Here is a 25,318-nt window from a genome sequence, read left to right as displayed (position 1 = left end):
CACGGGGAGGACCGTTTACTTGATGTAGCCGGACCGTGTCATTTCCGTCGTCACAAGGGTCTGTGCGGCGGCAAGGGCGGCTTCGGCTGTCATCGTGCCGGCAAGGGCTGCGCTGAACTGCTGGCCTACAGCGGTGCCGAGGCCCTGGAATTCAGGGATCGCCACAAACTGCACGCCGACATAAGGCACCGGATCAACCGTCGGCTCGTTCGGATTGGCCGAGTTGATGCTGTCCAGAGTCATCTGTGCGAAGGGCACCTTCTGGTATTCAGGGTTTGCATAAAGCGATGCGCGGGTGCCCGGAGGGACGTTCGCCCAGCCTTCTTTGGCAGCAACAACTTCGAGATACTCTTTCGACGTGGCCCACGCGACGAATGCCTTGGCCGCGTCAACCTTTTGGGTGCCAGCCGGAATGCCCAGTGACCATGCCCAAAGCCAGTTGCCACGCTTGCCTTTGCCAGTATCGGGCGCAAGGGCAAAGCCGACCTTATCAGCAACGCTGGAATCGGTCGGGTTGGTCACGAAGGATGCGGCGACGGTCGCGTCGATCCACATGCCGCATTTGCCTTGCTGGAACAGGGACAGGTTTTCGTTGAACCCGTTGTTCGCCGCACCCGGAGGGCCGTAATCATTCATCAGCGCCAGATAGTCGGTGAGCGTGGCTTTCCATGCTTCGCTGTCGAACTGGGGCTTCCAGTTTTCGTCAAACCAGCGCGCGCCGTAGCTGTTCGACATGGCGGTGAGGAAGGCCATGTTCTCGCCCCAGCCGGCCTTGCCGCGCAGACAGATGCCGTATTGCTCGGCCGATTTGTCGGTCATTGCGGCGGCGGCGGTTTTGATCTCGTCCCAGGTCGGTGCGTCGGGCATGGTCAGGCCAGCGGCTTCCATCAGATCCTTGCGGTACATGACCATTGAGGATTCGCCATAGAAGGGCGCTGCAAAAAGCTCGCCATCCACAGTCAAGCCGCCACGGATGGCGGGCAGCAGGTCGTCCACGTCATATTCGGCGGGCAGGTCGTTCAGCGACACCAGCCAGCCTTGCTTGCCCCAGATCGGAACCTCGTAGGTGCCGATGGTCAGCACGTCGAACTGGCCACCCTTGGTAGCAATGTCAGTGGTGACGCGCTGGCGCAGAACGTTTTCTTCCAGCGTCACCCACTCCACCTTGATGTCGGGGTTCTTGGCGTAAAAATCGTCCATCAGGCCCTGCATCCGGATCATGTCGCCGTTGTTCACGGTGGCTACGGTGATGGTGGTTTCGGCCATGGTGGCACCCGCCAGGGTAAGCGAAACCGTCGCGCCAAGCAGCGCGCGAAGCGTTAGTGTCATGGTATCCTCCCTAAGAGCGAATGAGCAAATCATCGCTTGGTGGGCAATTACTCATAAGTGGACCCAAGTCGTCAAGCCCCCTCATCCGCCGCAGGTGCAAAGGTCTCAGGTTGCCAGAATAGCCCGCGCGGTTGGCTCGTCGGTGATCAGACCATTGATAATACGAGATTTCAACGCACCCAAAACCGCTGGAACTTTGGATGCGCCCGCAGCAATGCCAATCGCGGGGCGATCAAGATTTGGCTCAACCCGCACGCCGCCTGTCCGGGTATTGGTGCCGACATCCAGATATTGACCGTCCGAATCAAAGACCCAACCCGCCACTTCGCCCGCCGCACCGGCTGCGCGCATCTGATCCAGTTCGGCGCGGGTGACAAAACCATCGGCCAGAAGGGGCGCATCGTCTGACATTTGCCCGACGCCGACAAACACAACATCGGCAGCCCGCGCCAGATCAACAACCCGTTTGACCGGACCAAGGCTGCGAAAGGCGTCACGCTCTGCGCCGGTCGGTGAAATCACGGGAACCAGCATGGGATAGTGTGGCGCGCGCACCTTGTCTGACACCCGCATGATCACGTCAAAAAAGCTGGCCGACCCATCCGGTGCGATATTGCCGATCAGCGACACCAGACGATGATGCGCTGCATCGACCCGGACGATGGCATCGACCATCCCGCGCAGCGCCCGACCCGTGCCAAGCGCAATGGTGAGCGGGTCTGGCATGCGCAACACGCGCTCTAATTCGGCGGCGGCGGCGGGGGCGATGGACAGAACCGGATCAGCACTGCCCAGTGATGGTGACACCCGACACCGGCCCAGACCAAACCGGTCACTCAGCGCTGATTCCAGATCAAGGCATGTGCCGATCCGGTGATTCAGGCGCACATGAATAAGCCCGTCCGCCATCGCCTTGGCGACCAGCCGTTGCGCGCGCTGACGGCTGACACCCAGCTCGGCGGCGATCTGATCTTGCGTCATCCCGCCCACATAATACAACCAGCCTGCGCGGGCGGCGTCATCTTGTGGCGTTGGGTCGGTGTGTTCGATCCGGCTCATGGCTGCCTCTTTGCGTCCGGCGCAATCTGGAAGAATTCCGCGAAAGACGCAAAGCGCAAATCAGCGCGGGCCGGGGCGGGTTCTATCAGATCAAGCCCGGCCATATGGCTGCCGCCGGTGAAGCGCCACACCTCCATGCCCGCTGCGTGCGCCGCAGCCACGCCGGTCAGGCTGTCTTCGATCACCAGACAGTCCTTTGGCGCAAACCCCATCTGCTGGGCTGCAAAAAGGAACAAATCTGGTGCGGGCTTGCCATGCGCAACCTGACTGGCGGTAAAAACCCTGTCACCCAGACGATCCCAAAGCCCCACCAACCGCAACGAAAATTCAACGCGCCGGGGGCTGGAAGATGTTGCGACACAGCACGGTATGGCAAGCTGCGCGATCACCTCATCGACATGGGGCATGATTTGCAGCCCCGCACGAAAGCCTTCAAGCAGGCGGTCGCGGTAGTCGTCTTCAAAACTGGCCGGCAGGTCCAGACCAAACTCGTTCCGGATCTGTTGCATGACCACAGGATAGCTGCGGCCAAGGAAATGGCGGGCGACATAGGGCAGATCAATGATCACCCCGCGCGTCGCCAGGGCTTCAATCAGCATGCGGGCGCTGATGATTTCGCTGTCGATCAGCACGCCATCGCAGTCAAAGATGACCAGACTGCGGCCCATGCCGTCGTCAGGCCGCTTGTGGGGTTCGGGCTTCGGTCAGAATGGCATGCAGCTTGGCCGGGTCGATGTTCGCCCGCAGTTTTGCCACCACATTCTGATCGCGCATGGTGCGGCTGACCAGAGCCAATGCCTTGAGGTGATCAACCCCGGAATCCTTGGGGGCGAACAACCCGAAGATCAGATCGACCGGCTGCCGGTCAACGCTGTCGTAATCCAGCGGCTTTTCCAGCCGGATAAAGACGCCCACAATCCGGTCAAGGTCTTGCAAGCGCGCATGCGGTAGCGCGATGCCATGGCCCACACCTGTTGGGCCAAGGCTCTCGCGTTCTTGCAGGCCATCGACGGCAATGCCTGCTGTCAGCCCATAGTTGGCAGCAACCATCTCTCCCAGTTCCTGAAAGAGCCGCTTTTTGCTGGTGATCTGCCCGACGACGCGAACGGCGCCGGGCGCAAGTAGCTTTGATAGGTCCATTGACGGTCGTATTCCCGAACAACCCTTCGGCTGCCCTTACTTGCTGTTGCGCGGGTCGATCCAGCCTATGTTGCCGTCATCTCGGCGATAGACCACATTCACCCCGCCGTGCCCTTCGTTGCGGAACACCACCATGCGTTGCCCGCCAAGTTCCAGCTGCATCACGGCTTCGCCAACGGTGATCGAAGGAATCTTCGTCTCCATCTCGGCGATGACGATAGGCTGGAGGCTGTCTGGCTCGACATCTTCGGCGTCCTCGGTTGGGGCGAGGATATACGAGGATGCCCCGCCGAATTCAACCGGTGACGTGCGGGCAGAATGATGGTTGCGGATCCGGCGTTTGTAGCGGCGCAGCTGCTTGTCCATCTTTTCGCGGCACGACTCGAAAGCCGCATAGATTTCAGTGGCATGGCCCTTGGCTTGCGCGGTCAGCCCGGTGGAAAGATGGATCACGGTTTCGCATACATATTCATGTGCTACACGGGAAAAGACGATCACCGCCTCGGTCGGGCGCTGGGCGTATTTTTCGACCACCTCGCCAAGTTCGGATTTTACATGGGTTTGCAGGGCCTCTCCGATGTCGATCTGTTTTCCACTGATCTGATAGCGCATGATGTCTCCTCCGCGCGGCTTCTTGCTCTGTTGCCGGACGGAATGCCCGGCACCAAAGGTCTTCTATCTTTGAAATGGGGGTCTGTGGCGCATCTGCAAGGTTTCGGCGCCGTCAGGCGGCCGCGGGGCAGGTTTGGCACAGGGCGAGTTTTCGCACGCATCGCGGGTATTTGGCGACAGGCATGCCTGCCTTGTCAACCGAGTCGTCGTTAAATTGTCATCTGACCGCGATCAGGAGATGCGGAAGTTCTGTCCCAGATAGACCCGACGTACGGTTTCGTCGCGTACGACTTCATCTGTGGTGCCGCTCATCAGCACGTGGCCGTCGTGCAAAATATAGGCGCGGTCTACAATTTCCAGCGTTTCCCGGACGTTGTGATCGGTAATCAAAACGCCGATGCCACGCGATTTCAGATCATGCACCAGATGGCGGATTTCCCCCACAGCGATCGGGTCCACTCCGGCAAAGGGTTCATCCAGCAGCAGATATTTTGGATTGGCGGCCAGACCGCGCGCGATTTCCACCCGCCGCCGTTCACCGCCTGACAGGGCAAGGGCAGGCGCACGGCGCAGGTGTGTGATGGAAAATTCCGACAGCAGTTCTTCCAGACGCTCACGCTGTTTGTGCCGGTCAAGATCGGTGATTTCCAGCACGGCAAGGATGTTGTCTTCGACGGAAAGGCCGCGGAAAATGCTGACCTCTTGTGGAAGATAGCCGATGCCAAGCCGGGCGCGGCGGTACATCGGCAGGGCGGTCACATCTTTGCCATCAATGATGACCTGCCCGCCTTCGGGCGTGACCAGACCTGCGATTGCGTAAAAGCAGGTGGTTTTGCCCGACCCGTTCGGTCCCAACAAAGCGACGACTTCGCCCCGGTTGAGGTGCATGGACACATCGCGGATGACCGGCCGCTTTTTATAGCTTTTGCGCAGGGCGCGGATCACAAGACCTGCGCTGCCTTCGGTAACCGAGAGGGAAGGGCTTGGGTTCAAGGCGCACCGCCCGGTGTGAAGATGGTCTTGACCTGGCCTGTCATGGTGCCCGTTCCGTCCTTCAGATTGACGGTCAGCGTTTCACCCGAAATAGCCGCGCGACCCTGAGTCAGCAGAACATTGCCGGTCATCACCACATTGCCGCTGGCGATGGTATAGACCGCCTCGGCTGCTTCGGCGGCATCGGTCGGGCTGACCAAGGTGACGCCCCCTGACGCAATAAGCCGGTCAATGCCGTCGCCATCCGATGTGTATTCCACCCGGATTGTTTCAGCGGCCAGCCGCATCTCCCCTTGCTTGGCCAACACATTGCCGGTGAACACGGCGGCGCCGCTGGCCTGATCTACCGACAGCGTGTCTGACGTGACCTCTACCGGCAAGGATGTGTCCTGTTGCAACCCGCCAAACCGGATATCGGCCTGTTGCGCGGCAACGGGGCTGGCCAGAACAGCCGCAAGACAAAGGGCGCGCAAAAGATGGGACATGTGTTGCCTGTATGAAATGGAGCGTCTGGTCAATTTGCTGGTTGGTATATCAGCTTCACAGCGCCATTGAAAACCAGAAGATAACGGCCACTGTCGCCACTGGCCTGGGTCAGTTGCAGTGCATTGGCAGTTACCACGCCGGCGGGGCCAGTCGCGATAACCGCGCTGGGCACCGAAATGTTGGTCACATCCATATCAGCGGTCATCGTTTCGCCCTGCACCTGCCAGCCGGTTGACGATGATATCGTGACGCCTCCCGACAAAAGGATCTGGCGCGCTGCTGTGTTGATCTGTCCTGTGCCTGCCGTCAGTTCTGTGCGTCCACCGTCGGGCGTTTCCAGCAGACCGTTCAACGCGGTTGCGCTGGCCCCTGCGCCAGTCTCGGCTGCCGGGCGGGCCTCATCCGCCGTAACCGTCAGGGCCGCGCCGTCACTGGTCAGCCCGGCATATGTCGGGCTGGTCATCCGGGGTTCGCGCAGGCGGTCTTCGACATCTACCTCGGCGTAGGGAATCGCGTCATCCGGGTTGACGGTGCGGGCCACCAGAAACAGCGTCGACAAGATCACAAGCGCAAGCAACGGCAGCACAATCTTGAGCCAGCCGATCATCCGAGAGTGAAAATCCGTGTCGATCATGGGCGCTGCTCTTTTCGGCCAAGGCTACAGTCAGCGGCAGATTCGGCCAACCGCTGCCGTTGCGCCTTCGGCGACAGACCGCCTAGTGATGAAAGATGTCGAGGGGTTCGTCCCAGCCCATCAGGTCCAGTTCGGCCCGTGTCGGCAAAAAGGCGAACAGACGCAGCGCCAGATCGGTGCGGCCTTCGCGCTCCAGCCGCTTTTCCAGCTCGGCTTTCAGTGCGTGCAGGTGCAATACGTCTGATGCAGCGTATTCCTTTTGCGCGTCGGTCAGCGTGACCGCGCCCCAGTCGCTGGTCTGCTGCTGCTTGGACACATCCACGCCGACCAGTTCCAATAGCAGGTATTTCAGCCCGTGCCGATCGGTAAAGGTACGGATCAGGCGCGAGGCGATCTTGGTGCACCACACCGGCTGAGTCGTGACGCCAAACGCCTTTTTCAGCGCGGCGATATCGAACCGGCCAAAGTGAAACAGTTTGACGGTGTTCGGGTCGGTCAGCAGGCGTTCCAGATTCGGGGCGCTGGTTTGGCCAAGCGCGATCTGCACCAGATGCGCGTCGCCCTTGCCGTCTGACAATTGCACCACGCACAGACGGTCCCGCCGGGGGTCAAGGCCCATGGTTTCCGTATCAATCGCCACCACCGGGCCAAGGGTCAGGCCATCGGGCAGGTCATTCTGGTGCAGGTGAATCGTCACGCGGTGGCCCCTTTTGAACAAGATGTGTTGCTGTAGCAGGCTGTGGCACGAATGAAAACGGCCGTCCCGAAGGACGGCCGTTTTGAATTTGGTGCCCAGAAGAGGACTCGAACCTCCACGCCTTGCAGCGCTGGTACCTGAAACCAGTGCGTCTACCAATTCCGCCATCTGGGCGATGTCGTGGAGCGGTGTTTATGCGGGGGATGCGGGGGTGTCAACGGGGCGAACGCAAGGATTTGCAAAAATCGATGAAAGGGTGCGACGCCCTTTGGTCTTGCCCGCGCGGGGTGGCAAAGCTATGGAAGTTGCAGGTTTAGCCAAGGCCAAAAGGGTTCACGCGCATGAGCAAGCTTGTCACCATTTACGGCGGTTCGGGTTTTGTGGGCCGCTATATCGCAAGGCGTATGGCAAAAGAGGGCTGGCGCGTGCGGGTTGCGGTGCGCCGCCCCAATGATGCGCTGTTCGTGCGGCCCTATGGCACGCCCGGTCAGGTCGAACCTGTGCTGTGCAATATCCGTGATGATGCTTCGGTGCGCGCGGTGATGAATGGGGCCGATGCGGTGATCAACTGTGTCGGAATTTTGAACCGTTCGGGAAAAAACACCTTTGATACGGTTCAGGCCGAAGGTGCCGGTCGTGTGGCCCGTATCGCTGCCGAGCTTGCGGTGCCGCGTCTGGTGCAGCTGTCGGCCATCGGGGCCGATGCGACCAGCCCCAGCGACTACGCCCGCAGCAAGGCCGAGGGTGAGGCTGCCGTGCTGGCGGCCTATCCGTCTGGGGTGATTCTGCGGCCATCGGTGATTTTCGGGACCGAAGACCAGTTTTTTAACCGCTTCGCCGGGATGGCGACCATGTCACCGATCCTGCCCGTTGTGGGTGCGGAAACAAAGTTTCAGCCGGTCTATGTCGATGATGTTGCCCAAGCCGCTGTGCTGGCGGCGATCGGTCCGGTCGCGCCGGGTGTATATGAGCTTGGTGGGCCGGATGTGGCCACGTTCCGTGATCTGATGGGCAAAATGCTGGCCGTGATCCAGCGCCGCCGTCTTGTGCTGAACGTGCCATTCTTTGCGGCGCGGCTGATGGGCGGGGCGTTTGATCTGATGCAGATGTTGACGCTGGGTCTGATTGAGAACAAAATGCTGACGCGTGATCAGGTCAAGAATCTGGCGCGGGACAATGTGGTTGCCGATGGCGCCAAGGGCTTTGCCGATCTTGGTATTGATCCCACGTCCATCGATTCGGTTCTGCCTGAGTATCTGTGGCGCTATCGCCCGTCGGGCCAGTATGCCGCCATCAAAAAATCGGCAAAGAATCTAAAGAAAGTCTGATCCTTTGGATAACATTTTGCTTGCCGCGCTCCTGGGTCTTCTTGAGGGGCTGACGGAGTTTATCCCGGTGTCCTCGACCGGGCATTTGCTGTTGGCCGGGCACTTTCTGGGCTTTGACAGCCCCGGAAACACCTTTGAGGTGGTCATTCAACTGGGTGCCGTGCTGGCGCTGATTTCGCTTTATGCGGTCAAGCTGATGGGGCTTGCCTTACGTGCGCGCACAGATCCGGCGGCGATGCGGGCGCTGATGTCGCTGCTGATCGCGTTTCTGCCTGCCGTGTTTATTGGTCTTCTGGCGCATGATTTCATCAAGACCGTGCTTTTTCAGACGCCCGTGCTGATCGCGGTGATGCTGATTGTCGGCGGGGTCATTTTGCTGGTCATTGACCGGATTTCGCCGCCGCCGGTGCATTTTGACGCCACCGAATTGCCCTTGCGCAAGGCGTTCTGGATCGGGGTTTGCCAATGCCTTGCGATGGTGCCGGGTGTGTCGCGGTCAGGGGCCACGATTGTGGGAGCACTGATGCTGGGCGTTGAAAAGCGCGCGGCGGCGGAGTTTTCCTTTCTTCTCAGCCTGCCCACGATGGGGGCGGCGGTTGCCTATGACCTGTTCAAATCGCGTGACTTGCTGGATTTTTCGGCGGTTGCCGACATAGCTGTGGGGTTTGCAGTGGCCTTCCTGACGGCGATTGTTGTCGTTCGGGCGGTGCTGGGGTTTATCGGCAGGCACGGATACGCGGTGTTCGGATGGTGGCGAATCATCGTTGGAACGCTGGCCTTGGTTGGGCTTTGGGTTTGGTCGTGACGCATTAGGTATCTCTTGCTGACCTAATTTTGCAAATAAATGTCAATATTGCTGACCATCACCCAAGAAAAGCGTAAATAAGGTCAGTACTGCTGACTTTTATTCCTCGTGGCGGTTGGGTATGAAAACGCGACCCGATATCCGCATGGGAGACGCAGCCTTGGCCACGCAGAAAATGCTCAAATTCGTGACCGTTGCCAAAGAGACGCCCGAAAAGCGTCCGGCTACGTTACGCAATCAGGATTTCCACGAAATCTATCGCGAGTTTGCCGCCGAAAAGGCCGCAGAACAGGCTGCGCGGTGCAGCCAGTGCGGCGTGCCGTATTGCCAGTCGCATTGCCCGTTGCACAACAATATTCCCGACTGGCTGCGCCTGACTGCCGAAGGCCGTCTGGAAGAGGCGTATGAGCTGAGCCAGGCCACCAACACCTTCCCTGAAATCTGTGGCCGCATCTGCCCGCAGGACCGTTTGTGCGAAGGCAATTGCGTGATCGAACAGTCGGGCCACGGCACTGTGACCATTGGTTCGGTCGAGAAGTACATCACTGATACCGCTTGGGAAAACGGTTGGGTCAAGCCGATCAAACCAGCGGTGGAGCGCACCGAAAGCGTTGCCATCATTGGCGCGGGCCCCGGCGGTCTTTCGGCGGCTGATGTGCTGCGTCGCAAGGGCTATCAGGTGACGGTTTATGACCGATATGATCGCGCGGGCGGCTTGATGACCTATGGCATTCCCGGTTTCAAACTGGAAAAGCCGGTAGTGATGCAGCGGATTGAACAGCTTGAACTGGGGGGCGTCAGCTTTGTGCTGAACTGCACGGTTGGCGTTGACCTTAGCTTTGATGCGATCCGAGGCCAGCACGATGCGGTGCTGATCGCGACGGGCGTTTACAAGTCGCGCGACATCGAAGCACCGGGCGTTGGTGCGCGGGGTGTGGTCAGGGCGCTGGATTATCTGACCGCCAGCAACCGCAAAAGCTTTGGCGACGACGTGCCGGAATACGATTCGGGTGAGTTGAACGCGATGGGCAAGCGTGTGGTTGTGATCGGTGGCGGTGATACGGCCATGGATTGCGTGCGCACGGCGGTTCGTCAGGGGGCGACCTCGGTCAAATGCCTGTACCGCCGCGACCGTGCCAATATGCCGGGATCACAGCGCGAAGTGCAGAATGCCGAGGAAGAAGGCGTTGATTTTGTTTGGCTGTCCGCCCCCAAAGGCTTCACCGGCGGTGAGACTGTGGATGGCGTGATGGTGCAGAAAATGCGTCTGGGTCAACCCGATGCAAGCGGTCGCCAGATGCCCGAACTGATCGAGGGCGCTGACTATGTCGAAGGTGCCGATCTGGTGGTGCAGGCCCTTGGGTTTGAACCCGAAGACATCCCGACCCTGTGGGGTGTGTCCGATCTGGCCGTCACCCGTTGGGGCACCATCAAGGCTGATTTCCGCACGCATGCGACCAATCTGCCGGGAGTTTATGCGGCGGGTGATATTGTGCGCGGCGCGTCTTTGGTGGTCTGGGCCATCCGTGACGGGCGCGAAGCCGCAGATGCGATCATGGCTTATCTGAAGCAGGCCGAGGTTGTGGCGGCCGAATAGGCCAAGGTTCCAGACGGAAAGGTCGATCGATGCGCCATCTGTTTCTTGCTGTGGTCCTTGCACTGCCTGTCCCGGTTTTCGCCGGGTCATTCAACCCACCCGCAGGCTGCACCACATTCATGACCGTACAGGCGCGTCAGTGCCGGGTATCCAACCACTACAAATGCAGCGCTGATACGCCCGGCGATCAGTGGCGCGCTGACTTTGACCAGCAGGGGCCGTTTTTCCTCAGCCGGATCAATTATGAAGCTGAATGGGTCGAAAGCTATGATCTGGGTGACACCGCCGTGCGCCAGACGCTGGGCCCTGATCCGTCAGACCCGGCCTCGTTCACCGAACTGTTGTCGACGGGCACCGATACGTTTGCCTTCAACCTCAGCCGTGACAATGGCGAGCAGACCCGCGTGAACGGGTTTGACACCCTTACCGGGCGCAGCTTTACGATTGATGGTGTGACGCTGGCCGAAACCCAGTTCGAATTCACCGAAACCGATCAGAACGGGGTGATCCTGCGGCAATCGCGCGGCAATGAATACATTCACCCGGAAATGCGCCTGTTCTTTTCCGGCCCGTCGGAATGGCGTGGGCCGGATGGTGACTTTTTGCCAATGGATGGCAGCCCAATTCAGTTCATCTTTCCGGATGAGCCGGGTTTTGCCGCAACTGAACCGCTTTTCGACTGCGACCCGCTGATGACACGCGCCGCCCCCAGCCAGAAGGATTCCAGCCATGACCAACTATAACGACGCCTGGGTAAAAGCCGAAGAAGCCAAGCGCGCGTGGATGGACGCAAACGGACTGTATAAAGCCGATGACGAACATTCGTCCTGCGGCGTGGGTCTGGTTGTGGCGATCTCTGGCAGGCCCAGCCGCAAGGTTGTGCAGTCGGGGATCGACGCGCTGAAAGCGATCTGGCACCGGGGTGCTGTGGATGCCGATGGCAAGACCGGCGATGGCGCGGGCATTCATGTGCAGATTCCGGTCAAGTTCTTCTATGACGTGATCCGCCGCACCGGGCACGAGCCGGACACCCACAAGCTGGTGGCCGTGGGTCAGGTGTTTTTGCCGCGCACCGACTTTGGCGCGCAGGAACGCTGCCGCACCATCGTCGAGGCCGAAGTGCTGCGGATGGGCCATTATATTTACGGCTGGCGGCATGTTCCGGTAGACACGACGGTTCTTGGCGACAAAGCCAACGCGACCCGTCCCGAGATTGAACAGATCCTGATCCGTTGCGAAAAGGACATTGATCAGGAACAGTTCGAGCGCGAGTTGTACATCATTCGCCGCCGCATCGAAAAAGCGGCAACGGCGGCGCAGATTCAGGGTTTGTATCTGTGCAGCCTGTCGTGCCGCAGCATCATCTACAAAGGCATGATGCTGGCCGAGCAGGTGGCGGTATTCTACCCCGACCTGATGGACGACCGTTTTGAGAGCGCTTTCGCGATCTATCACCAGCGCTATTCTACCAACACCTTCCCGCAATGGTGGCTGGCGCAGCCCTTCCGCATGTTGGCCCACAATGGCGAGATCAACACGTTGAAGGGCAACATCAACTGGATGAAATCGCACGAGATCCGGATGGCGTCGAACAACTTTGGCGACGCGGCCGAAGATATAAAGCCGATCATCCCGTCGGGCACATCCGATTCCGGCGCACTGGATGCGGTGTTTGAGGTGATGGTGCGGTCTGGCCGGTCGGCGCCGATGGCGAAAACCATGCTGGTGCCCGAAGCCTGGTCGAAATCGACCATCGATATGCCAAAAGCATGGGCCGATATGTATGCCTATTGCAACGCGGTGATGGAGCCGTGGGACGGCCCTGCAGCGCTTGCGATGACCGATGGCCGCTGGGTTTGCGGCGGGCTTGACCGCAACGGCCTGCGTCCCATGCGCTATGTTGTGACCGGTGACGGTCTGCTGATCGCAGGGTCGGAAGCTGGCATGGTGCCGGTGGACGAATCCACGATCCGCGAAAAGGGCGCGTTGGGGCCGGGGCAGATGATTGCCGTCGATATGAAAGACGGTAAGCTTTACCACGACGCGGCGATGAAAGATAAGCTCGCCGCATCAAATCCTTATGGGGAATGGATTGAGAGGGTTGTCGATCTGAACAGCCTGTTGCGCGACGTGCCAGAGCGCGCACATTTTGAAGGGGCCGACCTGCGCTGTCGTCAGATTGCCGCCGGTTTCACGGTCGAGGAACTGGAGCAGGTTCTGGCTCCGATGGCCGAAGACGGCAAGGAAATGATCGCCAGCATGGGCGATGATACGCCAGCCGCCGTGCTGTCGAGCGTCTACCGCCCGCTGTCGCATTTCTTCCGGCAGAACTTTTCTCAGGTCACCAACCCGCCTATCGACAGCTTGCGTGAAAGCCGGGTGATGAGCCTGAAAACCCGGTTTGGCAACCTTAAGAACGTGCTGGACGAAAGCTCTACCCAAACCGAGATTCTGGTGCTGGAAAGCCCGTTCATTGCCAATTCCGAGTTCGAGGTGATGTGCAGGCATTTTGGCGAACAGGTCGCCTATATCGACTGCACCTTCCCAGTGACGCAGGGTCTGGATGATCTGCGGCAGGGGTTGGAGCGTATCCGCGCCGAGGCCGAAGATGCCGTGCGGTCGGGTGCAAGCCATCTGGTGCTGACGGATGAACATCAGGGGCCGGATGCGGTGCCGATGCCGATGATTCTGGCCACAAGCGCCGTTCACAGCTGGCTGACGCGCAAAGGTTTGCGGACGTTCTGTTCCGTTAACGTGCGGTCGGCTGAATGTATCGACCCACATTACTTTGCGGTGCTGATCGGCTGCGGAGCCACCACGGTCAACGCTTATCTTGCGCAAGACAGCATTGCAGACCGCATCAACCGCGGCCTGCTGGACGGTAGCCTGACCGATGCAATGCGCCGCTACCGCGAGGCGATTGACGGCGGATTGCTGAAGATCATGTCCAAAATGGGCATTTCGGTGCTGTCGTCCTATCGCGGCGGTCTGAATTTTGAAGCAGTGGGACTAAGCCGCGCCATGGTGGCCGAGTATTTCCCTGGCATGCACAGCCGGATTTCGGGCATTGGTCTGCACGGCATTGAACAAAAGCTGGAAGAAGTTCACGCCAAGGGCTGGCTGGGCGGCGCAGATGTGCTGCCGATTGGCGGATTCTACAAGGCGCGGCGGTCGGGCGAAAAGCACGCTTGGGAAGCGCAGACGATGCACATGCTGCAAGCCGCCTGCGACCGCGCCAGCTTTGACATCTGGAAGCAATACACCGCCGCAATGCGGGCCAACCCGCCGATTCACATTCGCGATCTGCTGGATATCAAGCCTTTGGGTAAGCCCGTGCCGATCGAGGAGGTAGAATCGATCACCTCTATCCGCAAGCGGTTCGTGACGCCGGGCATGTCGCTTGGGGCGTTGGGGCCAGAGGCGCATAAGACGCTGAACGTCGCGATGAACCGTATTGGCGCGAAGTCTGACAGCGGCGAGGGCGGCGAAGACCCGGCGCATTTCCTGCCCGAAGCCAACGGCGATAACCCGTCGGCCAAGATCAAGCAGGTGGCTTCCGGGCGCTTTGGCGTGACGGCGGAATATCTGAACGCCTGTGAAGAGCTGGAAATCAAGGTTGCCCAAGGCGCCAAGCCGGGCGAGGGCGGCCAGCTGCCGGGGATGAAAGTCACCGAGCTGATCGCGCGCCTGCGGCATTCGACCAAGGGCGTCACGCTGATCAGCCCGCCGCCACACCACGACATCTATTCCATCGAAGACCTTGCGCAGTTGATCTATGATCTGAAACAGATCAACCCGCGCGCGAAGGTGACGGTGAAACTGGTGTCGTCGTCCGGTGTTGGCACGATTGCGGCAGGGGTGGCGAAGGCCAAGGCCGATATCATCCTGATCTCGGGGCACAATGGCGGCACCGGGGCATCGCCCGGCACCAGCATTAAATACGCTGGCCTGCCGTGGGAAATGGGCCTGACCGAGGCCCATCAGGTCCTGTCGATGAACAATCTGCGCGACCGGGTGACGTTGCGCACCGATGGTGGCTTGCGCACGGGGCGCGATGTGGTGATGGCGGCGATGATGGGGGCCGAGGAATACGGCATCGGCACCGCCGCGCTGATCGCCATGGGTTGCATCATGGTGCGTCAGTGCCAGTCGAACACCTGCCCGGTCGGCGTCTGCACCCAGAATGAAGAGCTGCGCAAAAAGTTCACCGGCACGGCGGATAAGGTGGTGAACCTGATCACCTTCTACGCGCAAGAGGTGCGGGAGCTGCTGGCCAGCATCGGGGCGCGGTCGCTGGATGAAATCATCGGGCGCGCTGATCTGCTGACGCAGGTTTCGCGTGGCGCCGCACATCTTGACGATCTGGACCTGAACCCGCTGTTGATCACCGTCGATGGCGCCAACCGGATCACCTATGACCGGTCTAAACCACGCAATGCGGTGCCGGACACGCTGGATGCGGAGATCATCCGCGATGGCGCGCGCTTCTTTGAAGAAGGCGAAAAGATGCAGTTGTCTTATGCCGTGCGCAACACGCACCGCACCATTGGCACCCGTGCATCAAGCCATATCGTGCGCAAGTTCGGTATGCGCAACACCCTGCAAAGTGACCATCTGACGGTGAAGCTGACCGGCAACGCCGGCCAGTCGCTGGGGGCCTTTGCCGCGCGCGGGTTGAAGCTGGAGGTGATGGGCGATGCCAATGACTATGTGGGCAAGGGTCTTTCGGGCGGCACGATCGTTGTGCGGCCGCTGATGTCCTCACCGCTGGAGGCGTCGGAGAACACCATCATCGGTAACACCGTGCTTTATGGTGCGACCGACGGTTATCTTTACGCCTCGGGGCGCGCGGGTGAACGGTTTGCTGTGCGCAACTCGGGTGCAAAGGTGGTGGTCGAGGGCTGCGGATCGAACGGTTGCGAATACATGACCGGCGGTGTGGCGGTGATCCTTGGCCGGATCGGGGCCAACTTTGGCGCAGGCATGACCGGGGGGATGGCTTATCTTTACGACCCCAAAGGCGTGGCCGAAGATTTCATGAACCTGGAATCTCTGGTCACCTGTGCCGTCAGCCATTCGCATTGGGATGCGCAATTGCGCGGCCTGATTGAAGCCCATGCGCACGAAACCGGCAGCCGCAAGGCCGCGGCGATCCTTGCGAACTGGGAGGCGGAACGCGCGAACTTCCTGCAGGTCTGTCCGAAGGAAATGCTGATCCATCTGCCCCATCCGCTGAGTGACGAGCCCGTGAAGGTTCCGGCAGAGTAAGGCAGAAACACGTCAAAAATCTATAAAACACCTAAAAACCCGGCGTCCGCAGCGCCGGGTTTTCTAAATTTCGACCGATCTATGCCGCATTGATCTGTCAGCGTTAGGCAACCTAACGGAACAGAGTACCAATGGCGATTTATACCGATCAGTTCTTCGTACTGGATCCTGGCAACCCGCCAGTGTCTGGCACAGAGTTGACAATGGTGTTGTTTGATATTGACGACATCGACAACAATAACTTCATCCAAACTGGTTCCGGCGACACGGTCGACGGGTTCGTTGTCACAGCTGTCTGGGTGAATGACACAATCACGGTAGTGATGGACGGGGTGACTGTTACAATTACCGGCGTCACGTTTTATCTTGAGGGTGGCCCCGCTGTATTCACCCCGACCGATGGCACTGTTCTTAGCAACGCGACGTTTGTCAGCTCGACATTTGTGACGGCAAGTACGGAAATCCCGGTCGGGTCTTTTGGACCGCCATGCTATGCGGCAGGCACGCTGATTGAGACTGCCACCGGCCTGCGTCTGGTGGAAGATCTGCAAGAGGGAGATATGGTCCTTACCCTTGACCATGGCTTGCAGCCCATCCGCTGGATTGGACGCAGGACCGTTTCAGGTTTGGAAGATTGGGCACCGATACGGTTCATGACAGGGACGATGGGCAATGATCGCCCGTTGCTTGTGTCGCCTCAGCATCGGATGCTTGTTCAGGGCTGGAAGGCAGAATTGTATTTCGGTCAAAGCGAAGTTCTTGTTGCCGCAAAGCACTTGGTCAACGGCGATACCATTCATTGCCAGCCGATGGATCGGGTGACGTATATGCATCTGTTGTTTGACCAGCACCAACTTATTTTTGCCGAAGGTGCGGTATCGGAATCCTTGCTTCCCGGCGATGAGATGTTGCGCGGCAATCCTGCAATGCAAAGAGAGATTCTGTATTTGTTCCCAGAGCTGCGGCTTTCCGATGAATGCAATGGGTGGGAACCTGCCCGCCCCTTGGCCCAAGGTCGGGAAAGCCGGGTGCTGAGGGTGGCTTGACCCTGCCCGCGCCATGAGGCCTATGATCAGGCATGGCAACCAGACCAAAGAACCCCCGCAAGCCTAAAGACCCTGCCGCCCTGCTGATGCCCGCACGCTCTGTGCGGCGGCGCGTGCTGCGCTGGGTGGCGCGTGGGTTTTTGGCCGTGGCGGGGGTGTTTGCGGTTCTGGTGCTGCTGTTTTCGTTCCTGAACCCGCCGGTGAATATTTATCAGTTGCAGGAATCCTCGCGTCTTGGGGGGATTCAGCGTGAATGGGTGGCCTGGGAGGATATCGCGCCGGTGATGGGCCGGTCTGCGGTGGCGGCAGAAGATGCGAATTTCTGCCTGCATTGGGGGTTTGATATGACCGCCATCCGCGCTGCCGTGGCGCAGGGCAGTAACCGCGGTGCATCGACCATCAGTCAGCAGGTGGTGAAGAACGTCTACCTTTGGCATGGCCGGTCGTGGCTGCGCAAAGCCATGGAAGGCGTGCTGACCCCGGCAGTCGAGTTGATATGGTCCAAGCAGCGGATTCTGGAAGTCTATCTGAACATTGCGGAATTTGACGAAGGCGTCTTCGGCGTGCAGGCGGCCGCACGGCATTATTTCAACGTGGATGCCCGCAATCTCAGCGCGCTGCAGGCCGCGCGGCTGGCGGCGGTGCTGCCCGACCCAAAGGGGCGCTCTGCGTCTAACCCGTCTAATTTCGTGCGCAACCGGACACGGTCCATCATTTCAGGGGCCGAGACGATTGCTGCTGACGGGCGCGATGCCTGTTTCAAATACTAACCGTGGCGAGGTCGCCAATCGCGCTTTTTGAGTATTTGAGCCAAGATGAAAGGGCTTGAACGCGGGTTTTTCAGCCGGGGCCATTGACGGCTGTGTGTTTTCCGCGATTGAAGGGGCGGAAGATGTGCCAAAGGGGGAAACCGCATGACATTTGATCGCAGCATCAAGATCGCACCGTCGATTCTGTCCGCAGATTTTGCCAATTTCGGTCTGGAATGTGAGGCTATTGAGGCGCAAGGCTGCGACTGGGTGCATGTTGATGTGATGGACGGACATTTCGTGCCCAACATCACTTTTGGCCCGGCGACTTGTGCTGCGATTCGGCCGCATATCAAGGGGGTGATGGATGTTCACCTGATGATTGCGCCGGTGGACGCCTATATCGAGGCCTTTGCGCAGGCAGGGGCTGATGTGATCAGCGCGCATCTGGAGGCCGGGCCGCACATTCACCGCACCTTGCAGGCCATTCGTGGTGCCGGGGCCAAAGCTGGGCTGGCGATCAATCCGGGCACCGGGATCGAGGATGTGGAGTATCTGCTGGACATGGTGGATCTGGTCTGCGTGATGACGGTGAACCCCGGTTTTGGCGGGCAGAAATTCATTCACTCGCAGGTCGAGAAAGTGCGGCGTTTGCGTGCGATGATCGGGGATCGGCCCATTCATATCGAGATTGATGGCGGCGTCACGGTGGACACGGCCCCGCTTGTCGCGGCGGCGGGGGCTGATGTGCTGGTTGCGGGGTCAGCGGTGTTCAAGGGTGGGGCGGTGGCAAACCCCGCGCCTTATGGCGACAACATCCGCGCGATCCGGGCGGCGGCTGTGGCGGCACTGTGAAGCGGCCGCATCTGGTCTTTGATCTGGATGGCACCTTGGTTGATTCCGCGCCGGATATCCACGCCGCTGTGGCGCGGATGCTGGCGGAGGAGGGCCAGGCGGCGCTGGATCTGGCAACGGTGACGTCGTTCGTGGGGAACGGATTGCCAAAGCTGGTGGAGCGGGTGATTGCCCATGTTGGTATGGATATGGCCCAGCATCCGCGCCTGACCAAGGCCACGCTGGACCATTACAATGCGGCCTCGTCGGATTTGACGCGACCCTATCCGGGGGTTGTGGCGGTGTTGTCTGAGTTGCAGGCGGCGGGGCATGTGATGGCAATCTGCACCAACAAGCCGGTGGCCCCGGCGCGGGCCATTCTGCGCGATCTGGGACTTCAGGGCTTTTTCAGTGTGGTGATCGGGGGTGACAGCCTGCCTGTGACCAAGCCAGACCCGGCCCCGCTGCACGCGTGTATTGCGGCGCTTGGCGGGGGGCCTGTCATCTATATCGGCGACAGCGAGGTGGATGCTGCGACGGCAGCGGCGGCCGGGGTGCCGTTTGCCTTGTTCACCGAAGGGTATCGCAAGACACCAGTGGCCGATTTGCCGCATGATGTGGCGTTTTCCGACTTTCACGCTTTGTCGGCCGTTCTGGCCGATATGCGCTTGGTTTGACCTGCCCCGGCGCTGCGGTCGCGGTTGCGCATTGATCCCCGGCACCTTGGCCTGTATTGGTCGCACAATCTTTTCACGGGTGCCCTATGATCCGCCTTTATCATTTTCCACTGTCTCCATTCTGCCGCAAGGTGCGCCTGACACTTGCGGAAAAGAAGCTGGAGGTGGAGTTGGTTGAGGAGCGGTATTGGGAGCCGACGCCCGATTTCCTGCGCCGCAACCCGGCGGGAAAAGTGCCGATCCTGAAGATGGAGCAAAAGACCCTGAGCGAAAGCCAGGCGATCTGCGAATATCTGGATGAGACGTTTCCCACCCCGGCACTTATGCCGCGCGATCCCGATGTGCGCTATGAAGTGCGGCGGATTTGCGCGTGGTTCGATGACAAGTTCCACGCCGAGGTGACGTCGAAGCTGCTGTATGAGCGGGTCAACAAAAAGGTGATGAAGCTTGGCTATCCGGATTCAAAGAATGTGAAGCAGGGCGCCGGGCGGATCAAATTCCATCTGGATTACATGGCGTGGATTCTGGATCAGCGGCGCTGGCTGGCCGGGGATACCATGACTCTGGCAGATTTCACTGCGGCGGCACATCTGTCTTGTCTGGACTATATCAGTGACGTGGACTGGAACCGGTCGGCCACGGTCAAGGACTGGTATGCCAAGATCAAGTCGCGCCCGAGTTTCCGCACATTGCTTGCTGATCAGGTGCCGGGGTTCCCGCCGCCGCAGCATTACGCCGATCTGGATTTCTGAGATACGATTCCGCTACGAGAAATCGGGAGCTGTTGCGGCGTTTGCGGACAGCGGACTCAGATGAGTATTTTTGCCAAGATGAAGTCAGGCTCGTTTTGTCAGGGACGCGATGTTCAGGGTTTGCAGAACCTTGGCCTCGATCTGGGCGGCATCCATGCCAGCGACGCGATACATTGCCTCGGGTGAGGCATGGTCGATGAAGGTGTCTGGCAGGACCATGGAGCGGAATTTGAGGCCGCTGTCGAAAATGGCTTCTTCTGCAAGCAGCTGAGCGACATGAGAGCCGAAGCCGCCGATCGCGCCCTCTTCGATGGTGATCAGCGCCTCGTGGTTGCGGGCAAGGTTCAGGATCATGTCGTGGTCGAGCGGTTTGGCAAAGCGGGCATCGACGACCGTAGGGGTAAGGCCTTTTTGCGCGAGACTTTCTGCGGCCTTGAGGGTTTCTGCCAGCCGGGTGCCGAAGGACAGAAGGGCCACGCGGTTGCCAGATTGGATCAGGCGGGCGCGGCCGATTTCCAGAGGGATGCCGCGGGTGGGGAGTTCGACGCCGACACCGTCGCCGCGCGGGAAGCGAAAGGCGATGGGGCCGTCGTCATGCGCCACGGCGGTTGCGACCATATGGGTGAGTTCTGCCTCATCACTCGCAGCCATCACCACAAAGCCGGGAAGGTTGGCAAGGAAAGCCACATCAAAGCTGCCCGCGTGAGTCGCGCCGTCTGCCCCGACCAGACCGGCACGGTCGATGGCAAAGCGGACGGGCAGGCGCTGGATTGCCACGTCATGCACGACCTGATCATAGCCGCGTTGCAGGAAGGTAGAGTAGATTGTGCAGAACGGTTTCATGCCGCCCGCCGCCAGTCCGGCACTGAAGGTGACGGCGTGTTGTTCTGCGATACCCACATCAAAGCAGCGGCGCGGGAAGCGGTCGGCGAACAGGTTGAGCCCGGTGCCATCGGGCATCGCGGCGGTGACGGCCACGATCTTGTCGTCGCGTTCAGCTTGCGCGATCAGGGATTGGGCGAAGACCTTGGTATAGCTGGGCGCGTTGGATGCCGCCTTGGCCTGCACACCGGTCAGTACATCGAACTTGCCCGTTGCGTGGCCTTTGTCACGCGCGGCTTCGGCCGGGGCGTAGCCCTTGCCCTTTTTCGTCAGAACATGCAGCAGAATCGGTCCGGTGGCGCGCGCCTTGGCGGTGCGCAGAATCGGCAAAAGCTGGTCAAGGTCGTGGCCATCAATCGGGCCGATGTAGGAAAATCCCAGCTCCTCGAACAGGGTACCGCCCATGGCCATACCCTTGAGCATTTCCTTGGCCCGGCGCGCGCCTTCCTGGAACGGTTGTGGCAGAAGGCCGAGAGCACCTTTGGCGGCGGCCTTGAGGTCTTGCAGCGGGGCTTCGGCATAGAGGCGGCTCAGGTAGCTGGACAGGGCGCCCACGGGCGCTGCAATTGACATCTCATTGTCATTCAGCACCACGAACAGCCGCTTTTTCAGGTGGCCTGCGTTGTTCATCGCCTCGAACGCCATGCCGGCGCTCATGGAGCCATCCCCGATCACCGCCACTGCATCGCCCGGATCGCCGCCAAGATCGGCGGCCATTGCAAAGCCCAAGGCCGCGCTGATGGACGTCGAGGAATGGGCCGCGCCGAACGGATCAAAGGGCGACTCTGACCGTTTGGTGAAGCCCGAAAGGCCGCCTTCGGTGCGCAGGGTGCGGATACGGTCGCGCCGCCCGGTCAGGATTTTATGCGGATAGCATTGGTGGCCGACATCCCAGATGATCTTGTCGCGCGGGGTGTCGAACACCGCATGCAGAGCGACGGTCAGTTCCACAACGCCCAGACCTGCGCCCAGGTGGCCACCCGTTACCGACACCGCCGAAATCGTCTCGGCGCGCAATTCATCGGCGAGTTGGCGCAGCTCACGGTCGGACAACGCCTTCATGTCAGAAGGCAGGGTAACGCGGTCTAGCAGCGGGGTGTTGGGTCGGTCGGTCATATCCTGCCTTTGGCCTTAGCTGTCACGCGCAATAACGAAACGAGCGGCGTCTATCAGGGTTTGGGCCTTGTCGCCATAGGGAGCAAGGTGGCCTGTTGCCTCTGCGACCAGATCGCGCGCTTTTGTGCGGGCACCGTCCAGCCCGAGCAGGGAAACAAAGGTGGCTTTGCCGGCCTGCGCGTCCTTGTGCAGGCGCTTGCCGGTCTGCGCCTCATCCCCGGTTTCGTCCAGTATGTCATCGGCGATCTGGAACGCCAGACCAAGGGCGGTGGCATAGCCGCGCAAGGGGGCCGTATCGGCCCCGGCGATCACCGCCCCCGCCTCTGCCGACCAGCGGATGAGTGCCCCGGTCTTGCCGGCTTGCAGCCGTGTGATCTGGTCCAGCGACAGTGGCGCGTTTGCGGTTTCGGCGGCGATGTCCAGCGCCTGCCCAAGCACCATGCCGTCGGCGCCTGAGGCAAAGGCCAGACCCTGCACAAGGGCAATGCGGGTGTCGCCCGTTCCAAGCGCCGGGTCGCATAGCAATTCAAATGCCAGTGTCTGGAGGGCGTCTCCGGCCAGAACGGCGGTCGCGTCATCCCACTTCACATGCACCGTGGGCTGGCCCCGGCGCAGGTCGTCATCGTCCATGCAGGGCATGTCATCATGCACAAGGCTATAGGCGTGCAGGCATTCGACAGCCGCTGCCGCGCTGATGGCGCGATCGGGCGCGATGCCGAACAGCGCGGCACTTTCCAGCACCAGAAATCCGCGCAGACGTTTGCCCCCGGCCACGGCATAGCGCATCGCTTGTATCACGGGTTCGTCGGCCCGGTCCGTCAGGGCAATATCCAGGCGCTGCTGGATCAGCCCTGCCGCGCCCGAAAGAGCAAGGGCAAAGCTCACATCCCCTCCACCGGGGTTGTGCCGATAGCGCGACCTTCGGCGGCGCGGATCAGGTCCACTTTTTCTTCAGCAGATTTCAGCTTGGCCTCGCAATGCGCCTTCAGATCGGCTCCGCGTTGATACAGCGAAATCGACGCCTCCAGCGCGACATCGCCACGCTCTAGCTGGCCCACCACTTGCTCTAGTGCGGCCATCGCTTCTTCAAAGCTCAGCTCGGCTACAGGTTTGTCGGTCATGCGGCTTGCCTTCCCAATTCTGTCACATGCGCGGCCACACAATCGGCCAACGCCTCCAGATCATAGCCGCCCTCCAGCGACGATACCACCCGGCCTGCGCAGCATTCATCCGCCAGATCGCAGATCGCCCGAGTCAGTCTGGCGAAATCTTCGGTGCGCCAGTTCAGCCCGGCCAAAGGGTCATCGTGATGTGCATCAAATCCGGCGCTGATCAGGATCAGTTCCGGCTTCCACTGCCGCAAATCCTCAAGCACTGGCTGCCACGCGGCCCACATTGCGGCGCCGTCCGAGCCCTCACGCAAGGGCAGGTTGGTGATCTGTCCGTGCGCCCCGCGTTCCTGCACCTGCCCCGACCCCGGATACAGCGGCATCTGGTGGCTGGAAACAAACCGCACTCGTGGCTCTTGCCACAACAGATCCTGTGTGCCGTTGCCGTGGTGCACGTCGAAATCCAGCACCGCCACGCGGGTCAGTCCATGCACATCAAGCGCCCGCATTGCCCCGATGGCCACTGTGCCGAACAGGCAAAAACCCATGGCGGTTTCCCGCTCGGCGTGATGGCCCGGCGGGCGTGCGGCAACAAAGGCGCGGCCGTCTTTGTTCACCACATGATCTACCGCCGCACAGATGCCGCCCACGCCGCGCAATGCCGCAGTGAAAGACCCCGGCGACAGGAATGTATCGCCATCCACCTGCGCCCAGCCCTGTTTCGGGACCGCCGCCCGGATACGATCGACATAGGGCTGGGGATGGCAGCGCAGTATATCGGCTACGTCGCCCAAAGGGGCCTCGCGCCGATCAGTCGCATGCCCAAGCAAGCCACGCTCTACCGCTTCCAGCCGCGCCACCTGTTCCGGGTGACCGGGTGGCGTGACGTGCGACAGACAGTCTTGGTGCGTCAGAATCAGAACCATAAATTTCTCGCGGCGCTGTCGCGCGCCCTAGTCGTTGATATCACGATCCCACAGCCGGATCTGCCCTTTGCGCACACCCAGGACCCGGCGCAGCACAAGCCAGGCGACCAGCGACGCCACGGAAAACACCAGCAGCAACAGCGCCAGACTGCCGCCCAGCACCCCAAGTCCAAGACCTGCGCCGACCACAACCGCGCCGATGGCAAAGCCGACAAAGATATAGCCCGGCGCCAGCACCTCCAGCACGCCAAGGGCAAAGCCTGCGACGATCCAGACCCACCAGACCGCCCACATTAGCCGCGCCCCTTCAGCATTTTGAACGCGTCGGCAAAGGCATCAAGCGCCTGCGCCGGCACCAGAATGGTCTGCTTGCCCGGCCCTTGTGCCACCTTGGCCAGCGCATCCACCTGCGCAAGGGCAAGCTGATACTGCGCCGCTTCCAGCCCGGACTCCTTGATCGCGATGGCAATGGCCGATGTGGCATAGGCCTCGGCATCCGCCGTCACCCGCTTGGCCTTGGCCTGCTGTTCTGCGGCATAGAGATCAGCGTCAGCCGCCAGTTCGACAGACCGCTTCTTGCCCTCGGCCTCCATCACCTGCGCGCGACGGGCACGCTCGGCGTTCAACTGCTGCAACATCGCGGCGCGGGTCTGTTCATCAAGGTTCACGTCCAGAATTTCAGCCCGCGTTACCTCGACCCCCCAGTCATCGACCATGGCCGTCACCTGTTCACGCACCCGCTCGATCAGTTGCGCGCGGTTCGACTGCACTTGATCCAATTCGATCTTGCCGATCTCGCTGCGCACAATCCCGGCCACTGTGGTTGCAATCGCGCCATCGACATCACGGATGCGGTAAACGGTCTTTTCCGGCTCGGTTATGCGGTAAAACACCGATGTTTCCACCTTTACCAGCACGTTGTCTGCGGTGATGGCGTCTTGGCTGGCGGTCGGCAACTGGCGCTCCAGAATGGAAATCTTGTGCGCCACCCGGTCCAGAAACGGCACCACAAAGTTGATCCCTGGCCCCAGAACCGACCGCAAGCGGCCAAAGCGTTCCACCACATGTTTTTCTGACTGAGGCACGATGCGCACGCCCAGAAAAATGGACAGGATGATAAAGGCCGCAATGGCCAGAAACACTGCATTGCCGCCCAAAAACTGTTCAAAACCCATGAAAGAACGCTCCGCTTCTTCAATTTCCACGGATGAGGATGGCGATTTCCCCGGTCAGAGGCAAGGGTGGGGATAATCTTGCGCCATCTGCGGGATGAGACGTT

General features: G+C 60.3%; 25 protein-coding genes and 1 tRNA gene. 10 read left to right on the top strand and 16 right to left on the bottom strand.

The annotated features are described in order from the left end of the window. Positions 1-15: 15 nt before the first annotated feature. The 10 genes from Q8K08_RS20670 to Q8K08_RS20625 all read right to left on the bottom strand — a co-directional run bounded on the left by Q8K08_RS20670 (position 16) and on the right by Q8K08_RS20625 (position 7,124). Positions 16-1,329: a sugar ABC transporter substrate-binding protein gene (locus tag Q8K08_RS20670; protein WP_304802930.1), complete on the bottom strand. Its 1,314-nt coding sequence runs from the start codon at positions 1,327-1,329 to the stop codon at positions 16-18. A gap of 105 nt (positions 1,330-1,434) precedes the next feature. After that, positions 1,435-2,388, bottom strand: coding sequence for a sugar-binding transcriptional regulator (locus tag Q8K08_RS20665; RefSeq protein WP_304802932.1), 954 nt, complete (start codon positions 2,386-2,388; stop codon positions 1,435-1,437). Beyond that, positions 2,385-3,056, bottom strand: a complete 672-nt coding sequence (locus Q8K08_RS20660; protein ID WP_305251589.1) for an HAD family phosphatase — start codon at positions 3,054-3,056, stop codon at positions 2,385-2,387. The genes Q8K08_RS20665 and Q8K08_RS20660 overlap by 4 nt, the downstream gene beginning before the upstream one ends. Positions 3,057-3,063: 7 nt before the next feature. Further along, a complete protein-coding gene (locus tag Q8K08_RS20655) occupies positions 3,064-3,528 on the bottom strand; it encodes a PTS sugar transporter subunit IIA (protein ID WP_304802936.1) in 465 nt (154 codons plus the stop codon). Positions 3,529-3,564: 36 nt separating this feature from the next. After that, positions 3,565-4,140: a ribosome hibernation-promoting factor, HPF/YfiA family gene (gene hpf, locus Q8K08_RS20650; protein WP_304802938.1), complete on the bottom strand. Its 576-nt coding sequence runs from the start codon at positions 4,138-4,140 to the stop codon at positions 3,565-3,567. Positions 4,141-4,371: 231 nt separating this feature from the next. Next, positions 4,372-5,133 carry an LPS export ABC transporter ATP-binding protein gene (lptB, locus tag Q8K08_RS20645; RefSeq protein ID WP_305251588.1) on the bottom strand — a complete coding sequence of 254 codons (762 nt, stop codon included), beginning with the start codon at positions 5,131-5,133 and terminating at the stop codon, positions 4,372-4,374. Then, the gene (gene lptA / locus Q8K08_RS20640; protein WP_305251587.1) at positions 5,130-5,618 is read right to left on the bottom strand and encodes a lipopolysaccharide transport periplasmic protein LptA; all 489 of its coding nucleotides are present in this window, start codon (positions 5,616-5,618) and stop codon (positions 5,130-5,132) included. Before lptA ends, lptB begins: the two co-directional genes overlap by 4 nt. A 29-nt stretch (positions 5,619-5,647) precedes the next feature. Continuing rightward, positions 5,648-6,253: a hypothetical protein gene (locus tag Q8K08_RS20635; protein ID WP_305251586.1), complete on the bottom strand. Its 606-nt coding sequence runs from the start codon at positions 6,251-6,253 to the stop codon at positions 5,648-5,650. Positions 6,254-6,335: 82 nt separating this feature from the next. Further along, the gene (locus Q8K08_RS20630) at positions 6,336-6,950 is read right to left on the bottom strand and encodes a ribonuclease D (RefSeq protein WP_304802946.1); all 615 of its coding nucleotides are present in this window, start codon (positions 6,948-6,950) and stop codon (positions 6,336-6,338) included. A gap of 89 nt (positions 6,951-7,039) precedes the next feature. Continuing rightward, positions 7,040-7,124, bottom strand: a tRNA-Leu gene (locus tag Q8K08_RS20625). A gap of 167 nt (positions 7,125-7,291) precedes the next feature. On the opposite strand from Q8K08_RS20625, the gene Q8K08_RS20620 reads away from it, so the two are divergent. From Q8K08_RS20620 to Q8K08_RS20575, 10 genes are all read left to right on the top strand, one after another. Beyond that, the gene (locus tag Q8K08_RS20620; protein WP_305251585.1) at positions 7,292-8,278 is read left to right on the top strand and encodes a complex I NDUFA9 subunit family protein; all 987 of its coding nucleotides are present in this window, start codon (positions 7,292-7,294) and stop codon (positions 8,276-8,278) included. Positions 8,279-8,294: 16 nt separating this feature from the next. After that, positions 8,295-9,083 (top strand): undecaprenyl-diphosphate phosphatase, encoded by a 789-nt coding sequence (locus Q8K08_RS20615; RefSeq protein WP_370870572.1) that lies wholly within the window; start codon positions 8,295-8,297, stop codon positions 9,081-9,083. 160 nt (positions 9,084-9,243) lie between these two features. Further along, positions 9,244-10,680: an NAD(P)-dependent oxidoreductase gene (locus tag Q8K08_RS20610; protein ID WP_304802955.1), complete on the top strand. Its 1,437-nt coding sequence runs from the start codon at positions 9,244-9,246 to the stop codon at positions 10,678-10,680. Between the two features lie 29 nt (positions 10,681-10,709). Next, positions 10,710-11,423, top strand: coding sequence for a hypothetical protein (locus Q8K08_RS20605; RefSeq protein ID WP_304802953.1), 714 nt, complete (start codon positions 10,710-10,712; stop codon positions 11,421-11,423). Next, complete coding sequence (gene gltB / locus Q8K08_RS20600; RefSeq protein WP_305251583.1) at positions 11,410-15,948, top strand: glutamate synthase large subunit; 4,539 nt, start codon at positions 11,410-11,412, stop codon at positions 15,946-15,948. Before Q8K08_RS20605 ends, gltB begins: the two co-directional genes overlap by 14 nt. Positions 15,949-16,079: 131 nt before the next feature. After that, the gene (locus tag Q8K08_RS20595) at positions 16,080-16,994 is read left to right on the top strand and encodes a Hint domain-containing protein (protein WP_305251582.1); all 915 of its coding nucleotides are present in this window, start codon (positions 16,080-16,082) and stop codon (positions 16,992-16,994) included. 32 nt (positions 16,995-17,026) lie between these two features. Beyond that, on the top strand, positions 17,027-17,764 hold the full coding sequence (mtgA, locus tag Q8K08_RS20590; RefSeq protein WP_304804309.1) for a monofunctional biosynthetic peptidoglycan transglycosylase: 738 nt from the start codon (positions 17,027-17,029) through the stop codon (positions 17,762-17,764). 144 nt (positions 17,765-17,908) lie between these two features. Beyond that, positions 17,909-18,598, top strand: coding sequence for a ribulose-phosphate 3-epimerase (rpe, locus tag Q8K08_RS20585; protein ID WP_305251581.1), 690 nt, complete (start codon positions 17,909-17,911; stop codon positions 18,596-18,598). Beyond that, entirely contained in the window at positions 18,595-19,254 is a 660-nt protein-coding gene (gene gph / locus Q8K08_RS20580; RefSeq protein WP_304804470.1) for a phosphoglycolate phosphatase, read from the top strand. The genes rpe and gph overlap by 4 nt, the downstream gene beginning before the upstream one ends. Positions 19,255-19,340: 86 nt before the next feature. Continuing rightward, complete coding sequence (locus Q8K08_RS20575; RefSeq protein ID WP_304804467.1) at positions 19,341-20,006, top strand: glutathione S-transferase family protein; 666 nt, start codon at positions 19,341-19,343, stop codon at positions 20,004-20,006. Between the two features lie 84 nt (positions 20,007-20,090). Here the strand turns inward: Q8K08_RS20575 and dxs are convergent, their stop codons facing one another. Genes dxs through Q8K08_RS20545 form a run of 6 tightly spaced genes read right to left on the bottom strand, consistent with a single transcriptional unit; the run spans position 20,091 to position 25,214 of the window. Then, entirely contained in the window at positions 20,091-22,004 is a 1,914-nt protein-coding gene (gene dxs, locus Q8K08_RS20570) for a 1-deoxy-D-xylulose-5-phosphate synthase (RefSeq protein ID WP_304804465.1), read from the bottom strand. A 15-nt stretch (positions 22,005-22,019) separates the two neighbouring features. Continuing rightward, positions 22,020-22,889, bottom strand: a complete 870-nt coding sequence (locus Q8K08_RS20565; protein WP_304804463.1) for a polyprenyl synthetase family protein — start codon at positions 22,887-22,889, stop codon at positions 22,020-22,022. Beyond that, positions 22,886-23,125: an exodeoxyribonuclease VII small subunit gene (locus Q8K08_RS20560; protein ID WP_304804461.1), complete on the bottom strand. Its 240-nt coding sequence runs from the start codon at positions 23,123-23,125 to the stop codon at positions 22,886-22,888. Before Q8K08_RS20560 ends, Q8K08_RS20565 begins: the two co-directional genes overlap by 4 nt. After that, positions 23,122-24,039: a histone deacetylase family protein gene (locus Q8K08_RS20555; RefSeq protein ID WP_305251580.1), complete on the bottom strand. Its 918-nt coding sequence runs from the start codon at positions 24,037-24,039 to the stop codon at positions 23,122-23,124. Before Q8K08_RS20555 ends, Q8K08_RS20560 begins: the two co-directional genes overlap by 4 nt. Before the next feature lie 27 nt (positions 24,040-24,066). Further along, positions 24,067-24,333 carry a hypothetical protein gene (locus Q8K08_RS20550; RefSeq protein WP_305251579.1) on the bottom strand — a complete coding sequence of 89 codons (267 nt, stop codon included), beginning with the start codon at positions 24,331-24,333 and terminating at the stop codon, positions 24,067-24,069. Beyond that, positions 24,333-25,214: an SPFH domain-containing protein gene (locus Q8K08_RS20545; protein WP_304804456.1), complete on the bottom strand. Its 882-nt coding sequence runs from the start codon at positions 25,212-25,214 to the stop codon at positions 24,333-24,335. Before Q8K08_RS20545 ends, Q8K08_RS20550 begins: the two co-directional genes overlap by 1 nt. Between the last annotated feature and the right edge of the window lie 104 nt (positions 25,215-25,318).

Origin of the sequence: Pseudotabrizicola sp., assembly GCF_030684215.1 — a bacterium.
Classification (GTDB): domain Bacteria; phylum Pseudomonadota; class Alphaproteobacteria; order Rhodobacterales; family Rhodobacteraceae; genus Pseudotabrizicola.
This window is presented reverse-complemented; position numbering and strand designations above follow the sequence as displayed.

Coding starts and splice junctions, on each gene's coding strand:
- Q8K08_RS20620 (WP_305251585.1), top strand. CDS start 7,292: ATGAGCAAGCTTGTCACCATTTACGGCGGTTCGGGTTTTGTGGGCCGC.
- rpe (WP_305251581.1), top strand. CDS start 17,909: ATGACATTTGATCGCAGCATCAAGATCGCACCGTCGATTCTGTCCGCA.
- Q8K08_RS20655 (WP_304802936.1), bottom strand. CDS start 3,528: ATGGACCTATCAAAGCTACTTGCGCCCGGCGCCGTTCGCGTCGTCGGG.
- gltB (WP_305251583.1), top strand. CDS start 11,410: ATGACCAACTATAACGACGCCTGGGTAAAAGCCGAAGAAGCCAAGCGC.
- Q8K08_RS20550 (WP_305251579.1), bottom strand. CDS start 24,333: ATGTGGGCGGTCTGGTGGGTCTGGATCGTCGCAGGCTTTGCCCTTGGC.
- Q8K08_RS20635 (WP_305251586.1), bottom strand. CDS start 6,253: ATGATCGACACGGATTTTCACTCTCGGATGATCGGCTGGCTCAAGATT.
- dxs (WP_304804465.1), bottom strand. CDS start 22,004: ATGACCGACCGACCCAACACCCCGCTGCTAGACCGCGTTACCCTGCCT.
- Q8K08_RS20660 (WP_305251589.1), bottom strand. CDS start 3,056: ATGGGCCGCAGTCTGGTCATCTTTGACTGCGATGGCGTGCTGATCGAC.
- Q8K08_RS20605 (WP_304802953.1), top strand. CDS start 10,710: ATGCGCCATCTGTTTCTTGCTGTGGTCCTTGCACTGCCTGTCCCGGTT.
- mtgA (WP_304804309.1), top strand. CDS start 17,027: ATGGCAACCAGACCAAAGAACCCCCGCAAGCCTAAAGACCCTGCCGCC.
- Q8K08_RS20555 (WP_305251580.1), bottom strand. CDS start 24,039: ATGGTTCTGATTCTGACGCACCAAGACTGTCTGTCGCACGTCACGCCA.
- hpf (WP_304802938.1), bottom strand. CDS start 4,140: ATGCGCTATCAGATCAGTGGAAAACAGATCGACATCGGAGAGGCCCTG.
- Q8K08_RS20595 (WP_305251582.1), top strand. CDS start 16,080: ATGGCGATTTATACCGATCAGTTCTTCGTACTGGATCCTGGCAACCCG.
- Q8K08_RS20545 (WP_304804456.1), bottom strand. CDS start 25,214: ATGGGTTTTGAACAGTTTTTGGGCGGCAATGCAGTGTTTCTGGCCATT.
- Q8K08_RS20575 (WP_304804467.1), top strand. CDS start 19,341: ATGATCCGCCTTTATCATTTTCCACTGTCTCCATTCTGCCGCAAGGTG.
- Q8K08_RS20670 (WP_304802930.1), bottom strand. CDS start 1,329: ATGACACTAACGCTTCGCGCGCTGCTTGGCGCGACGGTTTCGCTTACC.
- lptA (WP_305251587.1), bottom strand. CDS start 5,618: ATGTCCCATCTTTTGCGCGCCCTTTGTCTTGCGGCTGTTCTGGCCAGC.
- Q8K08_RS20560 (WP_304804461.1), bottom strand. CDS start 23,125: ATGACCGACAAACCTGTAGCCGAGCTGAGCTTTGAAGAAGCGATGGCC.
- Q8K08_RS20665 (WP_304802932.1), bottom strand. CDS start 2,388: ATGAGCCGGATCGAACACACCGACCCAACGCCACAAGATGACGCCGCC.